General features: G+C 62.5%; 19 protein-coding genes. 12 read left to right on the forward strand and 7 right to left on the reverse strand.

The features are described 5' to 3' along the window. Positions 1-5 precede the first annotated feature (5 nt). From MVC20_RS03900 to MVC20_RS03930, 7 genes are read left to right on the forward strand one after another with little or no spacing between them, the layout of a single operon-like run. Positions 6-971: a YVTN family beta-propeller repeat protein gene (locus MVC20_RS03900; protein ID WP_297538643.1), complete on the forward strand. Its 966-nt coding sequence runs from the start codon at positions 6-8 to the stop codon at positions 969-971. A gap of 34 nt (positions 972-1,005) precedes the next feature. Next, positions 1,006-1,446, forward strand: coding sequence for a hypothetical protein (locus tag MVC20_RS03905; protein ID WP_297538645.1), 441 nt, complete (start codon positions 1,006-1,008; stop codon positions 1,444-1,446). A 48-nt stretch (positions 1,447-1,494) separates the two neighbouring features. After that, positions 1,495-2,214 (forward strand): ABC transporter ATP-binding protein, encoded by a 720-nt coding sequence (locus tag MVC20_RS03910; RefSeq protein WP_297538647.1) that lies wholly within the window; start codon positions 1,495-1,497, stop codon positions 2,212-2,214. After that, positions 2,211-3,002 (forward strand): ABC transporter permease, encoded by a 792-nt coding sequence (locus tag MVC20_RS03915; RefSeq protein ID WP_297538649.1) that lies wholly within the window; start codon positions 2,211-2,213, stop codon positions 3,000-3,002. The genes MVC20_RS03910 and MVC20_RS03915 overlap by 4 nt, the downstream gene beginning before the upstream one ends. 58 nt (positions 3,003-3,060) lie before the next feature. Beyond that, positions 3,061-3,783: a response regulator transcription factor gene (locus MVC20_RS03920; RefSeq protein ID WP_297538651.1), complete on the forward strand. Its 723-nt coding sequence runs from the start codon at positions 3,061-3,063 to the stop codon at positions 3,781-3,783. A 46-nt stretch (positions 3,784-3,829) separates the two neighbouring features. Next, on the forward strand, positions 3,830-4,996 hold the full coding sequence (locus MVC20_RS03925; RefSeq protein WP_297538653.1) for an FIST N-terminal domain-containing protein: 1,167 nt from the start codon (positions 3,830-3,832) through the stop codon (positions 4,994-4,996). A 3-nt stretch (positions 4,997-4,999) separates the two neighbouring features. Further along, positions 5,000-7,201, forward strand: coding sequence for a PAS-domain containing protein (locus MVC20_RS03930; protein ID WP_297538655.1), 2,202 nt, complete (start codon positions 5,000-5,002; stop codon positions 7,199-7,201). Between the two features lie 10 nt (positions 7,202-7,211). On the opposite strand, the gene MVC20_RS03935 is transcribed toward MVC20_RS03930, so the two are convergent. Genes MVC20_RS03935 through MVC20_RS03945 form a run of 3 tightly spaced genes read right to left on the reverse strand, consistent with a single transcriptional unit; the run spans position 7,212 to position 10,816 of the window. After that, on the reverse strand, positions 7,212-8,360 hold the full coding sequence (locus MVC20_RS03935; protein WP_297538657.1) for an alpha-D-ribose 1-methylphosphonate 5-triphosphate diphosphatase: 1,149 nt from the start codon (positions 8,358-8,360) through the stop codon (positions 7,212-7,214). Positions 8,361-8,362: 2 nt separating this feature from the next. Continuing rightward, a complete protein-coding gene (locus tag MVC20_RS03940) occupies positions 8,363-9,091 on the reverse strand; it encodes an alpha/beta fold hydrolase (protein WP_297538659.1) in 729 nt (242 codons plus the stop codon). 39 nt (positions 9,092-9,130) lie between these two features. After that, positions 9,131-10,816 (reverse strand): thiamine pyrophosphate-binding protein, encoded by a 1,686-nt coding sequence (locus MVC20_RS03945; RefSeq protein WP_297538661.1) that lies wholly within the window; start codon positions 10,814-10,816, stop codon positions 9,131-9,133. Positions 10,817-10,940: 124 nt separating this feature from the next. Between MVC20_RS03945 and MVC20_RS03950 the strand changes: the two genes are divergently transcribed. After that, positions 10,941-11,384 carry an NUDIX domain-containing protein gene (locus tag MVC20_RS03950; RefSeq protein ID WP_297538663.1) on the forward strand — a complete coding sequence of 148 codons (444 nt, stop codon included), beginning with the start codon at positions 10,941-10,943 and terminating at the stop codon, positions 11,382-11,384. Here the strand turns inward: MVC20_RS03950 and MVC20_RS03955 are convergent. The 3 genes from MVC20_RS03955 to groES form a co-directional block, all read right to left on the reverse strand. Continuing rightward, entirely contained in the window at positions 11,351-12,229 is an 879-nt protein-coding gene (locus tag MVC20_RS03955; RefSeq protein WP_297538665.1) for a DMT family transporter, read from the reverse strand. The genes MVC20_RS03950 and MVC20_RS03955 overlap by 34 nt on opposite strands. A gap of 171 nt (positions 12,230-12,400) precedes the next feature. Next, complete coding sequence (gene groL, locus MVC20_RS03960) at positions 12,401-14,041, reverse strand: chaperonin GroEL (RefSeq protein ID WP_297538667.1); 1,641 nt, start codon at positions 14,039-14,041, stop codon at positions 12,401-12,403. 54 nt (positions 14,042-14,095) lie between these two features. Then, a complete protein-coding gene (gene groES / locus MVC20_RS03965) occupies positions 14,096-14,383 on the reverse strand; it encodes a co-chaperone GroES (RefSeq protein ID WP_297538669.1) in 288 nt (95 codons plus the stop codon). Between the two features lie 255 nt (positions 14,384-14,638). On the opposite strand from groES, the gene MVC20_RS03970 reads away from it, so the two are divergent. Together MVC20_RS03970 and MVC20_RS03975 are read left to right on the forward strand one after the other, a co-directional pair. Continuing rightward, on the forward strand, positions 14,639-15,559 hold the full coding sequence (locus MVC20_RS03970; RefSeq protein ID WP_297538671.1) for a manganese-dependent inorganic pyrophosphatase: 921 nt from the start codon (positions 14,639-14,641) through the stop codon (positions 15,557-15,559). A 151-nt stretch (positions 15,560-15,710) separates the two neighbouring features. Further along, positions 15,711-17,738: an NADPH-dependent 2,4-dienoyl-CoA reductase gene (locus tag MVC20_RS03975; protein ID WP_297538673.1), complete on the forward strand. Its 2,028-nt coding sequence runs from the start codon at positions 15,711-15,713 to the stop codon at positions 17,736-17,738. Positions 17,739-17,744: 6 nt separating this feature from the next. On the opposite strand, the gene MVC20_RS03980 is transcribed toward MVC20_RS03975, so the two are convergent. After that, the gene (locus MVC20_RS03980; protein WP_297538675.1) at positions 17,745-18,188 is read right to left on the reverse strand and encodes a DUF4399 domain-containing protein; all 444 of its coding nucleotides are present in this window, start codon (positions 18,186-18,188) and stop codon (positions 17,745-17,747) included. A 193-nt stretch (positions 18,189-18,381) separates the two neighbouring features. Between MVC20_RS03980 and MVC20_RS03985 the strand changes: the two genes are divergently transcribed. Together MVC20_RS03985 and MVC20_RS03990 are read left to right on the forward strand one after the other, a co-directional pair. Continuing rightward, entirely contained in the window at positions 18,382-19,287 is a 906-nt protein-coding gene (locus MVC20_RS03985) for a LysR family transcriptional regulator (RefSeq protein ID WP_297538677.1), read from the forward strand. A 180-nt stretch (positions 19,288-19,467) separates the two neighbouring features. Beyond that, positions 19,468-20,007: an NAD(P)H-dependent oxidoreductase gene (locus tag MVC20_RS03990; RefSeq protein ID WP_297538679.1), complete on the forward strand. Its 540-nt coding sequence runs from the start codon at positions 19,468-19,470 to the stop codon at positions 20,005-20,007. Positions 20,008-20,011 lie beyond the last annotated feature (4 nt).

The following is a 20,011-nucleotide window of genomic DNA, read 5'->3' on the forward strand; positions in this document are numbered from 1 at the left end:
AGCACATGAACCGAGTGGCCCTTGCGAGCGCCCTTCTTGCCCTGATGACCAGCCCTGCGCTGGCGGGCAAGGTGTTTGTCAGCAATGAACGCGGCAACACCATCACCGTGGTCGATAGCGAGACATGGGAGGTGATCACCGAATTCCCTGCCGGAAACCGCCCGCGCGGCATCACTGCAAGTCCCGATGGCAAGCATCTCTATGTCTGCGCCTCGGATGACAATGTGGTGCGGGTGTTTGATACGGCGACGTACCAGGAATTGCACACGCTGCCCTCTGGCCCCGACCCCGAGCTTTTTGTGCTGCACCCTTCGGGCAACCCGCTTTACATCGCCAATGAGGATGACAACCTAGTCACAGTGACGGATGTGAATACCCACACGATTCTGGCCGAAGTGCCGGTAGGGGTAGAGCCGGAGGGCATGGGGATTTCGCCGGATGGCAAATATGTGGTCAATACCTCTGAGACCACGAACATGGCGCATTTCATCGACACGACGAGTTATGAGATCGTGCAGAACACGCTGGTCGATCAGCGCCCGCGCTTTGCGCAATATACGGCGGATGGCAAGCATCTCTTTGTGAGCGCCGAGATTGGCGGCACGGTCAGTGTCATCAACCCGGATGGCGGCGCGATCGAGCACAAGATCACCTTTGAGGTGCCGGGCATCGCGCCGGAGCTTTTGCAGCCTGTGGGCGTGCGCGTGACCTCGGACGGCAAGAAAGTCTTTGTGGCTCTGGGCCCGTCCAACCGGGTGGCGCTGGTCAATGGTGAGACCTTCGAGGTCGAGAAATACCTGCTGGTGGGACAGCGCGTCTGGCAACTGGCCTTCGATGCCGAGGAAAAATACCTCTACACCACCAACGGCAATTCCAACGATATTTCGATCATAGATGTCGCGGCCGAAGAGGTCGTGAAATCGGTGCAGGTGGGGCAACAGCCCTGGGGCGTCGTCGTCGTGCCTGATTGATCCGAGCCAATCCAACAGCAAAGAGGAAAGAGTGATGAAACATCTGTTGTCTGCCGCTGCGGTTGCCATGCTGGCAGTACCCGCCCAAGCCGCACCGCTCTGCGATGATCTGGGTTTTGCCGGGCTTTTGGCGAAATGCAACCGCGGGGATGAAATCGAGGTCACTCTGGCCTCGGGCAAGCCCTTGGGCGAGGGGCCGATCACCCTGCAATCGGGGGCCTATTACGAGATGGAGATCACCGCCGACGGCAGTGCAGAACTGGCGCTGACGGGGCCAGAGTTCTTTCGCGCGATCTGGATGGACGAGATCGTGATCAATGACATCGAGATCCGGCCAATGGCAATCGACAGTTTCGAGTTTGACGATGCGGGCACGGCAGAGTTTTCCTTTATCGCGATCAAGCCGGGGCGGTATAACCTCCTGATCCCCGGCACGACGGGTGAGAGCCAGCGGCTCGAGTTCATCATTCAATAAGGTCGCGCTCGGGTCTATGGTAGCCCCCAAAGCAGGTAGGAACGCGGCATGACGGGGCTGAGGATCGAGGGGCTGGGATTTTCCTATGGGGCCAAGCGGGCCTTGGACGATGTAGGCTTTGAGGTGGCGCAGGGCGCGTTCTGTGCCCTGCTTGGCCCCAATGGCGCGGGGAAATCGACGCTTTTTGCGCTGCTCACACGGCTTTTCACCACGCGCGAGGGGCGGATCAGGGTGGCGGGCCATGACATAGCCACCCATCCCCGCCAGGCGCTGGCGCGGATCGGGGTGGTGTTTCAGCAACAGACGCTGGATCTCGACCTGAGTGTGCGGCGCAACCTGCGCTATTTCGCGGCCCTGCACGGGCTGGCGGGCCGGGCGGCGGAACTGCGGATTGATGCGGCGCTGGAGCGGATGGCGATGCGTGAGCGTGCGGATGAATTGGCGCGTGATCTGAACGGGGGGCACCGCAGGCGCACCGAGATCGCCCGCGCGCTGGTGCATCAACCGGCGGTTCTGCTCTTGGATGAGGCGACCGTGGGGCTGGATGCAGAGGCACGGCGCGCGATTACGAGCCATGTGCATGACCTCTGCGCGAATGACGGCCTGACCGCGCTCTGGGCCACGCATCTGACCGATGAGGTCTGGTCCGAGGATCGGCTGATCATCCTGCACCGGGGCCGCGTGCTGGCCGACGGCATCACCCGTGAGATTGCCGGGCAAGAAGGGCTGACAGAGCGGTTTCTGAGCCTGACAGGGGCGCCCGCATGAGGGCGCTCCTGATTGCGCTGGCGGCAATTGTGACACGCGAGGCGTTGCGCTTTGCGCGGCAACGCTCGCGCTTTGTCTCGGCGCTAGTGCGGCCCCTCGTGTGGCTTGTGGTCTTTGCCGCAGGATTTCGGGCCGCACTCGGCCTGTCGATCATCCCGCCTTATCAGACCTATATTACCTATGAGACCTATATCGTGCCGGGGCTGTGCGGCATGATCCTGCTCTTCAATGGCATGCAATCCTCGCTCAGTCTGGTTTATGATCGGGAAATGGGGTCGATGCGGCTGTTGCTGACCAGCCCGTTGCCGCGCTGGTGGCTTTTGTTCGCCAAGATCCTTGCCGGAACAGCGGTGTCGGTGCTGCAATGCTACGCGTTTCTGGGCATTGCGGCGGCGATGGGGATCAAGATGCCGATGATGGGCTATCTCTATGTGCTGCCTGCGCTGGTGCTTGGCGGGGTGATGCTGGGCGCGCTTGGTGTGGCGCTTTCGTCCTTCATCAGTCAGATGGAAAACTTCGCAGGTGTGATGAACTTCGTGATCTTTCCCACGTTTTTCATGTCCACGGCTCTCTACCCTCTGTGGCGAATGGCGGAAAGCTCTATGCTGTTGCGCGACATATGTGCGGTCAACCCGTTCAGCCATGCCGTCGAACTGATCCGCTTTGCGCTCTATGAACAGTTCAACGGCATGGCGCTGTTGTGGACTGCGCTGGCAAGTCTGGTGTTTCTTGGTCTGGCGCTCTGGGGTTATGATCCGGGACGCGGGGTGATGCGGCGAAGGGGCTGAGAGGTCTCAGACCTTGGTGTGAGTAGGCCCGCGCGTGGGCCTTTGCTAGGATAAAAGAATGACACCGAAAACGGCGCATATTCCAGGCACCCGTCCCGCACCTGCGGGACCGGGGCGTTTTACGACGGCGCTCATTGTGGATGATCATCCGCTGTTCTGCGATGCGCTGTCGATGACGCTGAAATCGGTGGCTGGCATTGCCCGGATCGACACCGCCGAGAGCCTCGATCAGGCGCTGGAGATGGTGGCCGAGAATGGCTCGCCTGACATTATCGTGCTCGATCTCAACCTGCCGGATGTGAGCGGGCTGGATGGGCTTGCACGGCTGAGGGCCGTCGCGGGCGAGACGCCGATTGTTGTTGTGTCCTCGATGTCCGAGAGCCGGATGGTCTGTTCTGTCATCCACGCAGGGGCGGCGGGTTTTGTGCCCAAACACAGCCAGCGGCCGGTGTTCCGCGCGGCCTTCGAGGCGATTGCGGCGGGTGATATATTCCTGCCCGAAGGGGTCGTGTTGACCAAGATGCAGGAACAGCCGGTCAATGACCGCGACGAGGCGGTGGAGCGTCTGGCGCATCTGACGCGGCAGCAGGCGCGCATCCTGCAATTGATCTGCGAGGGGCGATTGAACAAACAGATCGCCTATGAATTGTCGATTGCCGAAACCACGGTCAAGACCCATGTCACCGCCATTATGCGCAAACTGGGGGTGCAGACCCGCACCCAGGCGGTGCTGATCGCGCAGATGGCGAGCTTCTCTAACGTCTTGCGCGAAACGGAGTAAGCGGATTACGCTCTCACCGGGGTGGAGGACCCCAATGGGAGGAGTCATGGACAGCAGCCTGTCAGAGCTGGCGCTGTGTGATCACGCTATCGTTGCGCGTGCCGAGGTGCCGCATGATGCCGAGGATGCGATTGGCTGCCTGCGCCGAGCCATGGGCGACGTGCGGTTGGCGCTGGTGCTGTTCTTCGTCACGCCAGAGGCGGATTTCGAAGGGTTGATGGCCGAGGCCGCCCGCGTCTTTGTCGATAGCCGCTGCGTCGGTTGCACCACCGCCGGTGAGATCGGGATGAGCGGCTATGCCGAGGGTAGCATCGTCGCCGTGGGGTTTGCCGCCGATCATTTTCATGCGGTGGTGCAGGTGGTGACGCCGCTGTCAGAACTGGACAGCACCGCCTGCGTTTCCCAGACGGTGCGGGCGCGGGCGTGGCTGGCGACGCAGGCGGGCGAGAGTCTGCCCAACGAATTCGCCTTTCTCGCGGTCGATGGATTGTCGCTCAAGGAGGATGAACTGGTTGCGGCCATCGCGGCGGGGCTTGGGCCGATGCCGCTCTTTGGTGGATCGGCGGCGGATGGTGAGCGCTTCGCACAAACGCTGATTTCCTGTGATGGGGTGACGCTGCGCAATTCCGCCGTTGTCTGCCTCATGCGCACCGATTGCCCGGTGCGGGTGTTCCGGCTCGATCATTTCCAACCGACCGACCGGCGCATGGTCGTGACGGATGCCGACCCTGCGCGCCGCATCGTGCATCAGATCAACGCTGAGGTGGCGGCACAGGAATATGCCCGCATCCTTGGTTGCCGGATTGACGAACTGACGCCCTCGACCTTTGCCGAAAACCCGGTGGTGGTGCGGATCGGCGGTCAGCATCATGTGCGCGCCATTCAGCGCGCAGAGGCGAATGGCGACTTGCAGTTCTTTTCCGCGATTGACGAAGGGCTGGTTCTTACCCTCGCGCAGTCGCAGGACATGGCGGCGCACCTGGATCGCGAACTGGCCGGGCTGGGGATCGAGACTGCGCCGCTGACGGTGTTGGCCTGCGACTGTATCTTGCGCCGGACCGAAGTGCAGCAGCGCCAGATCGGCCCCGAGATTTCGCGCATTCTGGCAGCGCATCGGGTGGTGGGATTTTCCACCTATGGCGAGCAGATCAACGGCCTGCATGTCAATCAGACCATGACCGGGGTGGCGATCTATCCCCCCTTGGGGCGCTAAGCCATGTCGGCGGCACTGATTGACAATTCTGACCCGCTGGATCGGCAGAACGGCAAGCTGCTCAAGATCATCGAAGTCTTGATGCGCCGGGTCGAGCAGGTGACGGATGACGGCGGGGCGGCCTATGCGCATTTCGAGCGGGCGGTCATCCTCGAAGATCAGATCAGCGAACGCACCCGCGATCTCGAACACGCGCTTGACCTGCTTAACGAATCCAATGCGCAACTGGCACAGGCGATCCGGCAGGCCGAGCGGGCGCGCTCGGATCTCGCCAATGCCATCGAGACGATTCAGGAAGGGTTCGCGCTCTTTGACAGCGACGGGCGGCTGGTGCTGAACAACAGCCGCTTTGGCATGTATATGCCCGATCTGGTGGCCGAATTGCGCCCCGGTCTGGAGTTCGCCGATTACGTGCGCCACGCGAGCCAGAGCCGGTTTCTGGAGCTGCCTGACGTGCAGAGCCGAGGCGATTGGGCCGCGCGGCGGATGCAGTTGCATCAGGAAAAGCATGTGATGTTCAACCTCAACCTGACCGGCGATTGCTGGGTTCAGGTCAGCGAGCATCGCACCCGCGACGGACAAACGGTGATCCTGCAAACCGACATCACCGATATTATCCGGCTGGAACGGCGCGAGCGTGGCAAGCTCCTGGATGATCAGGCGCAGTTGATCCGGGCAACGTTGGAGCACATTGATCAGGGTGTGTGCATCTTTGATCGAAGCGGGCAGTTGCGCGGCTGGAACCAGAACGCAGGCAGCATGTTGTCGATCCCGATCTCGCGGTTTCGGGTGGGGATCGAGTTTGATGTCATTCTGCGACGCATCGGCAGCGATTTTGAGATCGAGGGCGGTCTGACCGCGCGTGACATTGCTGCTTGGGTGGCGGCACAGGACCGACGCGCGCCGCTACGGTTCTACATGCGCTCGGGCACGCACAAGACCTTGGATGTTTTTGCCCGGCAAATGCCCGACCGGGGCTTTGTTATCAGTTTCTCGGACGTGACGGCAGAACGTGCTGCGACGCGCGCGCTTGCCCATGCCAATGAGCGGCTGGAACAGCGGGTCCGTGACCGCACGCTGGAGCTGGAGGATGCGCTTGGCAAGGCCGAGCGCGCCAATGCCTCGAAATCGCGGTTCGTGGCGGCGGCAAGCCATGATCTGCGCCAGCCGTTATCGGCGGCGCGTCTCTATCTTGCATCCTTGCAAGACGAGCTGGCCAGCGACGATCACCGCGGCTTGATGGACAAGGCGCAGCGGGCGCTGACAAGCGTCGAGGATATCATCGACGCTCTGCTGGATATTTCGCGGCTTGAGTCGGGGCATGTCGAGGTCGATGTGACCCATGTGCCGCTTCGCCGGATCATGGACCAGTTGATCGACGAGTTTGCGCCCATGGCCGCACTCAAGGGGTTGGATTTGCGCTATGTGCCCTGCGCGGCTGTGATCGAGAGCGATGCAAGCTACCTGCGGCGTGTGTTGCAGAACCTGATTGCGAATGCGATCCGCTACACGCCCTCGGGCCGGGTGCTGGTGGGCGCGCGACGGCAGGGGCGCAATCTGCGGCTTGAGGTGCGCGACACCGGGCCGGGGATAGCCCCCGCGGATCAGGACCGTATTTTTCAGGAATTTCATCGGCTTGATGCCCATGTCAGCGCGGCTGAAGGTATGGGGCTCGGGCTGGCTATCGTGGACCGGGCCTGTGCGCTCTTGGGGCATCCGCTGGAGTTGCGGTCTGATCTGGGCTGCGGGGCCTGCTTTAGCGTAACCGTGCCGCTGGTGTCTGTGGCGCGGACTGGACCCGAGGGCTGGGGCAGCGCTGCGCGGGTGCGCGCCTCGCTGGAGGGGCGGATTGTGCTCTTGATCGAGAACGATCCTGACCTGCGCCAGGCCCTTACGCTACTCTTGCACGGTTGGGGTGCAGATGTGGTCGAGGCGGGCAATCTCTTTGAAGCGCTGACGCAACTGGCAGATCTTGGGCTCAGTCCTGATGCGATACTGGTGGATTACGAACTGGACGAGGGGGTGCGCGGGCCAGATGTGATCGCGCGCATCATCGCGCGGCACGGGGCCATTCCCGCGCGGATCATCACCGGGCACCTGACGGCGGACATGCACGCGCACTGCCGCTCCGCGGGGTTGGAGGTGTTGCCGAAACCTATTGATCCAGCACAGCTTGAGGCCTTTCTGGCGGCGGCGGTGGGGTGAGGCGCGCGGCCTATCCGATAAATCGGCGTGCCGCGTCGCCCGCCATGTAGCTGATCCGACCCTGCGCGATGGTCGCCATGACACGTCGCGTTTCGGGGGCGAGGACAACCAGATCGGCGCGCAGGCCGGGCCGGATTGCGCCGCGATCCGTCAGCCCCAAGAGCCGCGCCGGACCCGAGGAAATCAAGCCCCAGGCGGTTGCCAGATCGCACACCCCGCCATCGGCCAAGAGAAAGGCCGCACGGCGCAGCGAAGGGTAATGGTAATCCGAGGCCAACGCATGCACGAGGCCCATGGCCACCAGATCGACGGCGCTGACATTGCCCTTGTGTGACCCACCCCGCACCAGATTGGGCGCACCCATGATGACATGATCGCCGCCCGCGCGCGCCTCTTCGGCAGCCTCAAGCGTTTCGGGAAACTCGGCGATGGTCATGCCGCGCGCGCGCGCGCGCCTGCGGCCCTCGGCGGTGGCATCGTCATGGCTTCCCAGTCGGACGCCGCGCGTGGTCAGGCGGGCGGCGAGACGCTCCAATGCGGGGCCGACCTCGGGCATGCGGTCATGCAGGCCTTGGATGAATTCCAGATGCTTTTCGGGGTTGCGCCCGATGCGCAGCGCCTGTCCGGTCAGCCCCTGTGGACGCTTGCCCGCTGCAAGCGCCTTGTGCGGCAGGTGATCGTTGAACACGAGATAGCCGATGCCATGCCGCGCGACCATGTCTTCGACCGCGCTGTAATCATCCAGCAGCGCCATCTCGAACCGCAATTGCGCGTGCAGGTCGGTTTCGACGCTCGCGCGCACCTTGGTCAGGGCTGCAAAGACCTGATCGGCGAACTCTGGTCCGCGCATACCGCCTTCCCAGCTGTAGAACTGTGCCAGAACGGCGGTGGTGATGCCATTCGCGGCCAATTCCGCCTCGGTCGCAATCATGCCTTGGGCAAGGTCCTTCATCGCGCCGCGCCGGGGGGCCAGATGCCGCTCGAACCCGTCGCCATGAACATCGACGATGCCCGGCAGGATCATGTAGCCGCTCAGGTCCACCGCGCGACCCGTGGGGGTACTGGCAATCCGCCCCTCGCTGATCGAGAGGTCGCAGGTGGTTAGCCCTTCGGGCGTCAGCACCTGCGCGTGACACAATGTGATCTCAAGCGCTGTCATCGTTATCTCCGCCCCAAGAGCGCATCGCCAAGGGTCAGGCCATGGTTGAATTGGCCATGTTCCAGAAACTCTTCGACCTGCGCGATAACGAGAGGATTGTTCATCAGGAAAGTATGCGTGACCGGCAGGGTGATGTGATCTGCCATCCCCTCGACGCGCGTCGAGGCGACCGAGACCTTGCCATCGTCTGGCCCCTCGATCAGGCTGGAAAAATAGGGGTTGAGCGAACGGGTGCCTGCGATCACCCCCAGTTCGAAATCCACTGGCGGCAGGTTTTCCGGCACACCGCCAGGCCCGGTTTTCAGTTGCAGCCCCGCAGGTCCATTGAGCCAGCGAAACAGCTCGAGCCCGCCCAGTTCATCCACCAACTCGCTGCCATGATTGGGCGGGGCCAGCATCACGACGCGCCCCATCTGTGCGGGGCGGTTATCCTTGAGCCAGAGCCGCAAGAGGATGCCGCCCATGGAATGCGTGACGAAATGCACCCGCGTTGCACCACAGACCCGCACTGCAAAGGGCAGGGTTTCGCGCGCGAGCCGTTCGATTTCCTCTTCGGTCGAGGGGTAATCGGGGCTGAACACGTCATAGCCACGCGCTTCGAGCACCTCTTGGAGGATCACAAAGGACGCATCGGAGCGCGCCAACCCATGCAACAGCACCACGCAGTCGGCCCTCGCCGCCGCTGTCCAAAGGGCCAGGATCAGGCCGGTAAGGATGCTCCATCTGTTCATGCCGCCCCCATAGGTGCAAATGCGCGTTGTGAACAGAGCTTACATGCCGTCACGTTTGCGCAGGCCCGCCGCGCGCATCTGGCTCAGCGTCATGCGCGGTGTCAGTGCCTCGGGTGAAATCACGAGATCAAGCACGGCGCCGGTTGGCGAAGCGCAGGCGCGAGCAAAGGCGTCTGCGAAATCTTCGGTCCGCTCGACCCGTTCGCCGTGAAAGCCATAGGCGCGCGCAAGGGCGGAAAAATCCGGGTTGACCATCTCTGTGCCCGAGACGCGCTCGGGATAGTTTCGCTCCTGATGGGCGCGGATGGTGCCATAGATGCCATTGTTGAGGATGAGGATCACAGGCTGGGCCCCCGCCTGCGCGGCGGTGGCCAGTTCCTGACAGGTCATCTGGAAATCCCCGTCCCCGGCAAAGCAGACGACGCGACGCTCCGGATGCACGACTTTGGCGGCAACAGCCGCCGGGATGCCATAGCCCATGGCCCCCGATTGCGGGGCCAAGAGGCGCATCGCGGGTCCGTATTTGAGGAAACGCCCGGACCAGATCGCGAAATTGCCCGCACCATTGGTGATGATCGCATCCTCGGGCAGCACGTCCCGCAAATAGGCCGTCACCTTGCCCATGTCGACGGGCGAGGGCAGGTCGGGCAGATCAAATCCCGCCTCATAGCCCGCGCGCGCCTCGGCCTGCCATTCGGCCCAATCGCCTGTCACCGGCCCACCTGCGTTCAACGCGCGCACAAAGGCATTTGGCCCCGCCTGAATGCCCAATTCCGGCTGATAGACCTTGCCCAGTTCCAGATCGGAGCCATGCACATGGATGAGACGTTGGCGCGGCTCTGGCAGGTCAAAGACCGTGTAACCATCGGTGGAGTTTTCACCAAATCGGTTGTTGATTGCCAGAATGACATCCGCCTCGGCCAAGAGACGGCGCACATTGGGAACCATGCCCACCCCCGCCTCGCCGCAAAAGACCGGGGCGTGATTGTCGAACTGATCCTGATAGCGAAAGACCGAAACGACCGGAATGTTCGACCCGGCTGCAAATTCCTGCAAGGCCGCGCGCCCCGCCTCTGTCCAGTTGCACCCGCCGTAGAGGATCAGAGGCCGCTTTGCCCCTGCCAGCATGTCGCGGGCGCGGGTCACGGCCTCGGCGCCCGGCTCCGGCTCTGGATAGTCCCCCGGCCCGGAGAGGGCCGCGACCTCGGTCAGATCGGTCAGCATATCCTCGGGCAGGGCCACCACAACTGGCCCCGGTCGCCCCGTCACGGCGGTTTTCCACGCCCGCGCCACGATCTCGGGGATGCGACCCACCTGATCAATCTCGACGGCCCATTTTACCATCGTGCCAAATACGGCGCGATAGTCGATCTCTTGAAACGCTTCGCGCCCCTTCATGTCGGTGCCCACTTGGCCCACGAACAGGATCATCGGCGCGCTGTCCTGCATCGCGGTATGCACGCCGATGGACGCATTGGTCGCCCCCGGTCCGCGCGTGACCCAGCAGATGCCGGGACGGCCCGTCAGCTTGCCATAGGCAGCGGCCATGAAGGCCGCGCCGCCTTCTTGACGGCACAGGGTGAAATCAAGCCGCCCGGCGGTGTCATGCAGCGCATCCAGCACCGCAAGATAGCTCTCGCCCGGCACGCCGAACGAATGCCGCGCACCCAGTGCGAGCAAACACTCCACCAGCAATTGCCCACCGTTGCGTGTGTTGGTTCCCATGTCCCGCTCCTTGGTTCTGATCGCGCGCAAGCTGACCAAAGGTGGGTTCAAACACAACCCCTTTTCAGCGCATGACCCGCCACCTAAGGTTGGCGCGCGTCGTTCTCTTGTTTCAGGTCCGCCCATGCCCTTGCCCCGTCTAGCCGCCCGTGCCGTGATCGTCGAGGATGGGCGGCTGTTGCTGGTCAATGCCTATGCCGATGCCGGCAGCACGCTCTGGTGTGCGCCGGGTGGTGGGGTTGAGGCGGGAACATCTCTGCCCGAGAACCTGATCCGAGAAGTCCACGAGGAAACCGGCCTCACGATCCATGTGGGTCCGCCCTGCCTCGTCAACGAGTTTCACGCGCCTTCCACCGGCTTTCATCAGGTCGAGGTGTTTTTTCGATGCAAGCTTGTTTCCGGCATGCTCTCGGACGATTGGCGTGATCCGGAAGAGATCGTCACCCGCCGTCGGTGGGTGACAGAGGCGGAGATGAACACCTTGCGCGTCAAGCCTGACAGCCTTGCGCGCGTCGCGTTTCAGCGTGGGATGGGTTACGACCCCTTGGAAGAAATCGTCGGACCCTGAGCGCGTCGGGGGATCACCGAGACCGCAACACCGCCCAGAACCAGTGCGCTGGCCAGCACGAATTCGGAAGTGAGTGCTTCACCCAGAAACAGCATGCCGCCTGCCATCGCAATGACCGGCACGGTCAGTTGCGCCACCGCCGCGACCGAGGCGGCCAGCCGGGGCAAGAGGTTGTACCAGAGCGCATAGCCCAGCCCGGATGTCACCGCCCCCGACAGCACCGCAAGCAGGACGCCCTGCGGCCCGATCACGATCCCCTCAGCCCCCTTGGGCACCAGCCACCCCACCAGGAGGCCCAAGGGCGCCGCCCAGATGAAGTTTGCCGCCGTGGCCATCAGCGCATCGCCCGAGCGCCGCCCGTTCAGCGAATAGACGCCCCAGCCCACGCCCGCCGCCGCCATCAAGAGGCCGTTGACCACGCTGATCTGTGGCCCCGCGCCGGGCCAGAGCAGCCACGCAAGCCCGCCAAAGGCCATTGCTGCCCCGATCCAGCGCCGAGCAGGCATCGCCTCGCGCGCCAGAAGCCCCCCTGCGAACATGGTGATCTGCACCACGCCAAACAGGATCAGTGCCCCCAACCCGGCATCCAGCGCCCGGTACGCCAGAGAAAACCCGTAGAGATAGACCAAGAGCGCCAGCACTCCGATCGCGCGCCCCGGACCCCAAAGCCGCAGCCCGCCGCGCAGCATCAGGCACAGCAGGCCCAGCACCAACGCGCCAGAAATCAGCCGGATCACCCCGAAACTGACCGCATCCATCGTCCCACCAGCGATGGCCATGCGGTTCAGAACCGAATTGGCGGCAAAGGCGATCATGGTGAGGGCGGTCAGGAGAAAAAGGCGCATGGGTCAGTGCTAACCGCTTGAACGCGCCACGTATAGTCAGAGTTTCGTGAGGCCATATCCATCCTGTTCCTCACGTCCTCATGGTCAGGGCCAAGCCGGATCTGACCTGTGCACATGAAAAGGGGCCGCCCAAAGGCAGCCCCGATCCGATAGCATTTTGCCGGGCGTAGCTTACATCATGCCGCCCATGCCGCCCATGTCGGGCATGCCGCCGCCAGCGGCATTTTCCTTTTGCGGCTTGTCCGCCACCATCGCTTCGGTGGTGATCAAGAGGCCAGCGATCGAAGATGCGTCTTCGAGCGCGGTGCGAACAACCTTGGCCGGGTCGATCACGCCAAACTTGAACATGTCGCCATATTCGTCGGTCTGGGCGTTGTAGCCGAACTTGGCATCCGTGCTCTCGCGGACCTTGCCTGCGACGACGGAGCCGTCGACACCGGCGTTCTCTGCGATCTGGCGCAGCGGTGCTTCGAGTGCGCGGCGCACGATGGCGATACCGGCATTCTGGTCGCCGTTGACACCTTCGAGACCGGCCAGCTTCTTGGCGGCCTGAACGAGCGCCACGCCACCACCGACAACGATGCCTTCCTGAACGGCTGCGCGGGTTGCATTGAGCGCGTCATCGACGCGATCCTTGCGCTCTTTCACTTCGACTTCGGTCATGCCGCCGACGCGGATCACGGCAACGCCACCGGCCAGCTTGGCCACGCGCTCTTGCAGCTTCTCGCGGTCGTAGTCCGAGGTGGTGTCCTCGATCTGCTGACGGATTTGCGACACGCGTGCTTCGATTTCGGCCTTTTCGCCTGCGCCATCGACGATGGTGGTCGCGTCCTTGGTGATCGACACCTTCTTGGCGCGGCCCAGCATGTCCATGCCGACATTCTCGAGCTTCATGCCGAGGTCTTCGGAGATCACCTGACCGCCCGACAGGATTGCGATGTCCTGCAGCATGGCCTTGCGACGGTCGCCAAAGCCGGGGGCCTTGACGGCAGCGATCTTGAGGCCGCCACGCAGCTTGTTAACCACGAGGGTTGCAAGCGCTTCGCCTTCAACATCCTCGGCAATGATCAGGAGCGGTTTCTGCGACTGGATCACCTGCTCGAGCAGCGGGACCATCGGCTGAAGGCTCGACAGCTTCTTCTCGTGCAGCAGGATGAGGCAGTCTTCGAGTTCTGCAATCATCTTGTCGGCGTTGGTCACAAAATAGGGGCTGAGGTAGCCACGGTCGAACTGCATGCCCTCGACCACGTCGGTCTCGGTCTCGAGGCCTTTGTTCTCTTCGACGGTGATGACACCCTCGTTGCCGACTTTCTGCATTGCTTCTGCGATCTGACGGCCGATTTCGGCTTCGCCATTGGCAGAAATGGTGCCGACCTGTGCGACTTCGGCGCTGTCGCTGACGGGGCGAGCGGCGGCCTTGATGGCTTCGACGACAGTGCTGGTCGCCAGATCGATGCCGCGCTTGAGGTCCATCGGGTTCATGCCGGCGGCAACCGCCTTCATGCCTTCCTTGACGATGGCCTGCGCCAGAACCGTCGCGGTGGTGGTGCCGTCGCCGGCCTCGTCATTGGTGCGGCTGGCGACTTCTTTCACCATCTGCGCGCCCATGTTCTCGAACTTGTCTTCCAGTTCGATTTCCTTGGCAACCGAAACACCGTCCTTGGTGATGCGCGGTGCGCCAAAGGATTTGTCCAGAACCACGTTCCGGCCCTTGGGGCCGAGGGTGACTTTGACCGCATCGGCCAGAGTGTTGACGCCTTTGAGCATGCGATTGCGGGCGTCTGTATTAAAGCGTACGTCTTTTGCAGCCATTTGAGGTGCTCCCGTGTTTGATTTCCGGTTGGATCAGCGTGAGGGGGAATGCCCTTACGAAATCACGCCCAGAATGTCGCTTTCCTTCATGATCAGCAGCTCTTCGCCGTCGACCGTCACTTCGGTGCCGGACCACTTGCCGAACAGAATGGTGTCGCCGGCCTTAACTGCCATTGCGATCAGTTCGCCATTGTCCTTGCGCGCGCCATCGCCGCAGGACACCACTTGGCCCTGGCTTGGCTTTTCTTTGGCGCTGTCGGGGATGATCAACCCGCCTGCGGTTTTCTCTTCGCTTTCAACGCGGCGGACAAGCACGCGGTCATGCAGCGGTTTAAATGCCATCTCTGAGGCTCCTTGGCTCAAAGTTACTCCCTATGATCCCGGTCGGGGATCATTAGCACTCATGGGGTTCGAGTGCTAACGGCGCATAGCTAGGGAGTGCGTCGGGACGAGTCAACCGTTTTGATCCGCAAAAATCGCGTTTTGCACGCGATCCGAATTGGGATTTTATGCCGCAGCGCAGCATCGGGCAGGTGACAAGCTGCGCCCACCCTCCTATAAGGCGCGCAAACCCGCATCTATGACAGGATTACCCCCATGACCACGCTTGTTTTCGGCCATAAATCGCCCGACACCGATTCCACCGGATCGCCCATTCTCTGGGCCTGGTACCTCAATGAGGTGAAGGGCGCGCAGGCCGAAGCTGTCCTCTTGGGCGAGCCCAACACCGAGGCCGCCTTTCTCTTGCGCAAGTGGGACCTGCCCAAGCCGCGCATCATTTCCGATGTCGAGGCCGGTCAGCCCTGCGTGATCGTTGACACCAACAACCCGGCAGAACTGCCTGCCAATGTGAACAATGCCGACATTCAGGCGATCATCGACCACCACAAGCTGGTGGGCGGGCTGGAAACCAAGGGCCCGATCGACATCACCGTGCGTCCCCTGGCCTGCACCGCGACCATCATGCTTGACCTGATGGGTGAAGACGCCGCGCAAATGCCCGACTGGGCCAAGGGCACCGCGCTGACCTGCATCTTGTCGGACACGCTTGAATTCCGCTCGCCGACCACCACCGCGCATGACCGCGCCGTCGCCGAGAAACTGGCCGCCGATCTGGGCATTTCGATCCCCGATTACGCCGCCGAAATGTTCGCGGCGAAATCCGACGTATCGGCCTTTTCCGATGCCGAACTCCTGCGCATGGACTCCAAGGAATACGAGGTCGGCGGCAAGTCGTTCCGCGTGAGCGTTCTGGAAACCACAGCGCCCGCCATCGTGCTTGACCGCAAGGCGAGCCTGATGGAGAGCATGAAAACCGTCGCCGCCGAGGATGGCGTCGATCAGGTGCTGCTCTTCGTGGTTGATATCCTGAATGAAGAGGCCACGCTGCTTGTGCCCAACGATCTGGTCAAGACCGTTGCCGAAAAGAGCTTTGGCGCGACAGTGTCGGGCGATGCCGTGATCCTGCCCGGTATCATGAGCCGCAAGAAGCAGATCATCCCCAATCTGGCGCTCTGAGCGTCGCTTAGAGATTTGGAGGGGGCCGCCGATGGGCGGCCCTTTTCGTTTCAGCGGATCGAATCGGGCCGCAGGTGCCATAACGCAGCGTTCCGGGGTGACAAGATCGTGGTGCCGCGCCATGGTGCGAGGCAGCCAAGGGAGGTTAGCCATGTCCGAATATCCGCATCTTCTCAGCCCGCTCGATCTGGGCCATGTGACGCTGAAGAACCGCGTTCTGATGGGGTCGATGCACACCGGGCTTGAGGAAACCCGCGACTGGAACCGGGTGGCAGAGTTTTACGCGGCGCGGGCGCGGGGCGGCGTGGGTCTCATGGTCACGGGCGGCATGGCTCCCAATCGCGAGGGCGGCGTATTTCCCGGCGCCGCAGGGCTGTTTACGCCCGAGGATATCGCCAATCACCGGATCGTCACGAACCGGGTGCATGAGGCGGGCGGTCTCATTGCGATGCAAATTCTGCACGCCGGGCGTTATGCCTATGGCAAGGAATGCGTCAGCGCATCGGCCATCAAATCCCCGATTTCGCCCTTTACACCCAAGGAGCTGGATGAGGAGGGGATCGAGAAACAGATTTCCGACATCGTCACCGCCGCCGCGCGTGCGCGCGAGGCAGGCTATGACGGGGTCGAAATCATGGGGTCCGAGGGATATTTCCTCAACCAGTTCCTTGTGACCCATACCAACAAGCGCACGGATCGCTGGGGCGGTTCGTATGAAAACCGCATGCGCCTGCCGATCGAGGTGGTGCGCCGGGCGCGGGCGGCGGTGGGCTCTGATTTCATCATCATCTATCGCCTCAGCATGATTGATCTGGTGCCGGGCGGAAGCACCCACGCAGAGGTGGTGCAACTGGCGCAAGAGATCGAGCGTGCCGGTGCCAGTATTCTCAACACCGGAATCGGCTGGCACGAGGCGCGGATTCCCACCATTGCGACCAGTGTGCCGCGCGCGGGCTTTGCCTGGGTCACGAAAAAGCTGATGGGCAAGGTGGGGATTCCGGTCATCACCTCGAACCGGATCAACACGCCCGAAGTGGGCGAGGCGGTGCTCGCCGATGGGGCCGCCGATATGGTTAGCATGGCGCGGCCGTTTCTGGCGGATGCAGAGTTTGTCAACAAGGCCGCGGCGGGGCGCAGCGCCACGATTGCCCCCTGCATCGCCTGCAATCAGGCCTGTCTGGATCACACATTCTCGGGCAAGCTGACCTCATGTCTGGTCAATCCGCGCGCCTGCCACGAAACCGAACTGGTGATTGCGCCTGCCACCGCATCCAAGCGGATTGCCGTAGTCGGTGCGGGGCCCGCAGGCCTCTCGGCGGCGATTACGGCGGCGGGGCGGGGGCATCAGGTGACGCTCTTTGACCGGGCGACAGAGCTTGGCGGTCAGTTGAACATGGCCAAGGTCATCCCCGGCAAGGAAGAATTCCGAGGCTTGGTGGACTGGTTCGCTGTCATGGTGGAAGAGGCCGGCGTTGATCTGCGTCTGGGGCAGGAGGTAACGGCAGACGATCTGGACGGGTTCGATACCGTGATCATCGCCACCGGCGTGATTCCCCGCGATCCGGCTATTCCGGGGCAGGACGGGCCAAACGTGGTCAGTTATATCGACGTGCTGCGGGGCGGCGCAGAGGTGGGTCGCCGCGTGGCTGTGGTGGGCGCGGGCGGCATCGGGTTTGATGTGTCCGAATTCCTCGTGCATGAGGGAATCAGCCCGACAGAGGATATCGCGCTCTGGCGTGCCGAATGGGGCGTGGGCGATCCGGCAGAGGTGCGCGGTGGCCTGGCCGAGCAAGGGCCACAGCCCGAGCCGCCCGCTCGCAAGGTGACACTCTTGCAGCGCAAGGCAGAGGCCCCCGGCAAGCGTCTGGGCAAAACAACGGGTTGGATCCATCGCGCCGCGCTCAAGATGAAGGGCGTCGAGATGATCGGTGGCGTCAATTACGAGCGGATTGACGCGGAAGGTTTGCATGTGAGTTTCGGCGCGGCACGCGAACGCCCGACGTTGATCGAGGCGGATACCATCGTGCTCTGCGCCGGGCAATTGAGCGAACGCAGTCTGGCCGATGCGCTTGAGGCGCGCGGAATCACGGCTCATGTGATCGGCGGCGCGGATTTGGCCGCCGAGCTTGACGCGAAGCGCGCGATTGATCAGGGCACGCGGCTGGCGGCCACGCTCTGACGCGGGTTATTCGACGGTGATCGTGATCACCTCGGACGCGACGGGCGGGCTGTGTGGCACATGGTTCAGGTCTCCCATGACCAGTTGCAGCGTATGCGTGCCCGGGGCGAGGTCCAGCGTCACCTGTGTCTGACCGCCGCCGAAATGGCGATGATTGTCATCGGCGGGCAGGCCCACGCTCAGCTCTTCGGCCCCATCCGGCCCTTCGCCCAAGGGTGGGCGGTTGATCAGCAGGTGATGATGCCCGGTCGCCTCTTTCTCGGTACCGGCCGGGGCCACGCCCATGCCCTTGAGGCCAAAGATGATCGTCACGGGTGTGCTTACGGTGGTGCCATCCTCGAGATTGACGAAATAGACCTCTGCCCCCTCGGGCGCGGGGGTATCCCCGGCAAGAAGAGGTGTCGCAAAGCTCAGAAAGGCGGTTGCAGTCATTGCAGTGATGCGCGTCATAGTAGCTCCTCCCACGGCTATGCTATCATAACTGGTGCGTTGGCTCAGCCCGTCAACAATCACAGCTTGGTGTTTCCGTGTTTCCAGCTGGCGAACTATGCCGACATTATCCAGATATTGTCCGGCAAGCGCCCCAGTTGTGCCTGATTTTCCCGTCACAAAGACAATCAAGATGCAACTCAGAGGGACTAGGATGGATCGCCTGACCGAAATGGAAGCCTTTGCCACCGTTGTGGACCAGGGCGGATTTACAGATGCGGCGCGCAAAATGGGCATTTCCAAATCCGCCGTGTCCAAGCATGTCTCGTCGCTCGAGGCGCGTTTGGGGGCACGGTTGCTCAATCGCACCACGCGGCGCGTCAGCCCGACCGAGATCGGTCTGGCCTATTATGATCGGGCGCTGCGCGTTCTCAATGACGCAGGCGAGGCCGATGCTCTGGTCAGTTCGATGCAGTCGGACCCTTCGGGCCTTTTGCGCATCTCTGTGGCGACGGACTTTGGGGTCAATCATCTGAGTCCGGTTCTGGGCGAGTTTCTCGAGGAATTTCCGGACATCACCGTCAACATGGTGCTCAATAACCGCTACGTGGAGCTCATTTCCGAAGGCTTTGACATGGCCGTTCGCATCGGCGAGCTGGAGGATAGCACCCTGCGCGCCCGCAAGCTGACCGAGACCACCAAGCGCATGATCGCGAGTCCGAGCTACTTCCAGAAATACGGGCGCCCGCAAAAGATCGACGACCTGAACGAGCACAAGCTCTTGCATTACTCCAGCCAAGCCGGTGGCGCGGTGTGGAAGCTGACGGCACCCTCCGGGGAAAAGCGGCAGGTGCGCACGGCCGGAGGCCTGAGCGTGAATGACGGGCAATCCCTGCTCAATGCCGCGATTTCTGGGCTTGGCATCGCCTATCTGCCCTCGTTCCTCTACTCCCGCGCTATGGCCGATGGGCTGGTCGAAGATGCCATGCCCGAATTGCCGCTCGAATCGCAGGGTATTTATGCCGTCTATCCGCCGGGCCGGTTCACCCAGCCCAAGGTGCGGGCCTTCATCGACTTTCTGGTCCATCAATTCGCGGACAAAGGCCCGGTGGACTGGTAATCGCGTCCTCCTCGCCACGAGTGGCGGGTGCCTGCCCCGGCTGTGGTCTGCTCGCCGCGCCGGGGTTTCTCTATGGGTCCGAAGCGCCGCACAGGGGCTGTGCAGACACTTGATATTGTCAAATACCCCCTCTCGCCCCAGTTTGTGACCGAGATTGGTTCACTTTTGAGAGGATGAAGAATGGCAAACCCAAAACTTCTGTTGATTTCCGGATCGCTGCGCAAGGGATCGTATAATCGTATGCTGTTGGCCGAAGCGGCAGAGGCGTTCGGCCCCGCAGAGATCAGCGAAGGCAGCCTCGACCTGCCGCTCTACGATGGTGATCTGGAAGAGGCGGAGGGTGTGCCGGAGGCCGTGAAGCATCTCGCACAGCAAATCAAGGACGCCGATGCCGTGGTGATCGGCGCGCCTGAATACAACAAGGGTATCACGGGTGTACTCAAGAACGGGCTTGATTGGATCAGCCGGGTTCCGGGGGCCGCATTCAAGGACAAGCCCGTGGTCGTGGTCTCTGCCTCGGCGGGGCGCACCGGCGGCGAGACGGCGCAATTCATGACGCTCTCGTGCCTCACCCAGTTGCAAGCGCGCTTGGTGCCGGGCACGGCCGTTCTGATTGCGGGAGCGATGAACGCGTTTGATGACGCGGGCAGGCTCAAGGATGACACATCGCGCAAGCTTTTGGCCGAGCGTATGGCCGCGTTGCGCGCCGAAGTGGTCTGAACGA

It is taken from the genome of Roseovarius sp. (assembly GCF_027019125.1).
In the GTDB taxonomy this organism is placed as follows: Bacteria; Pseudomonadota; Alphaproteobacteria; order Rhodobacterales; family Rhodobacteraceae; genus Roseovarius.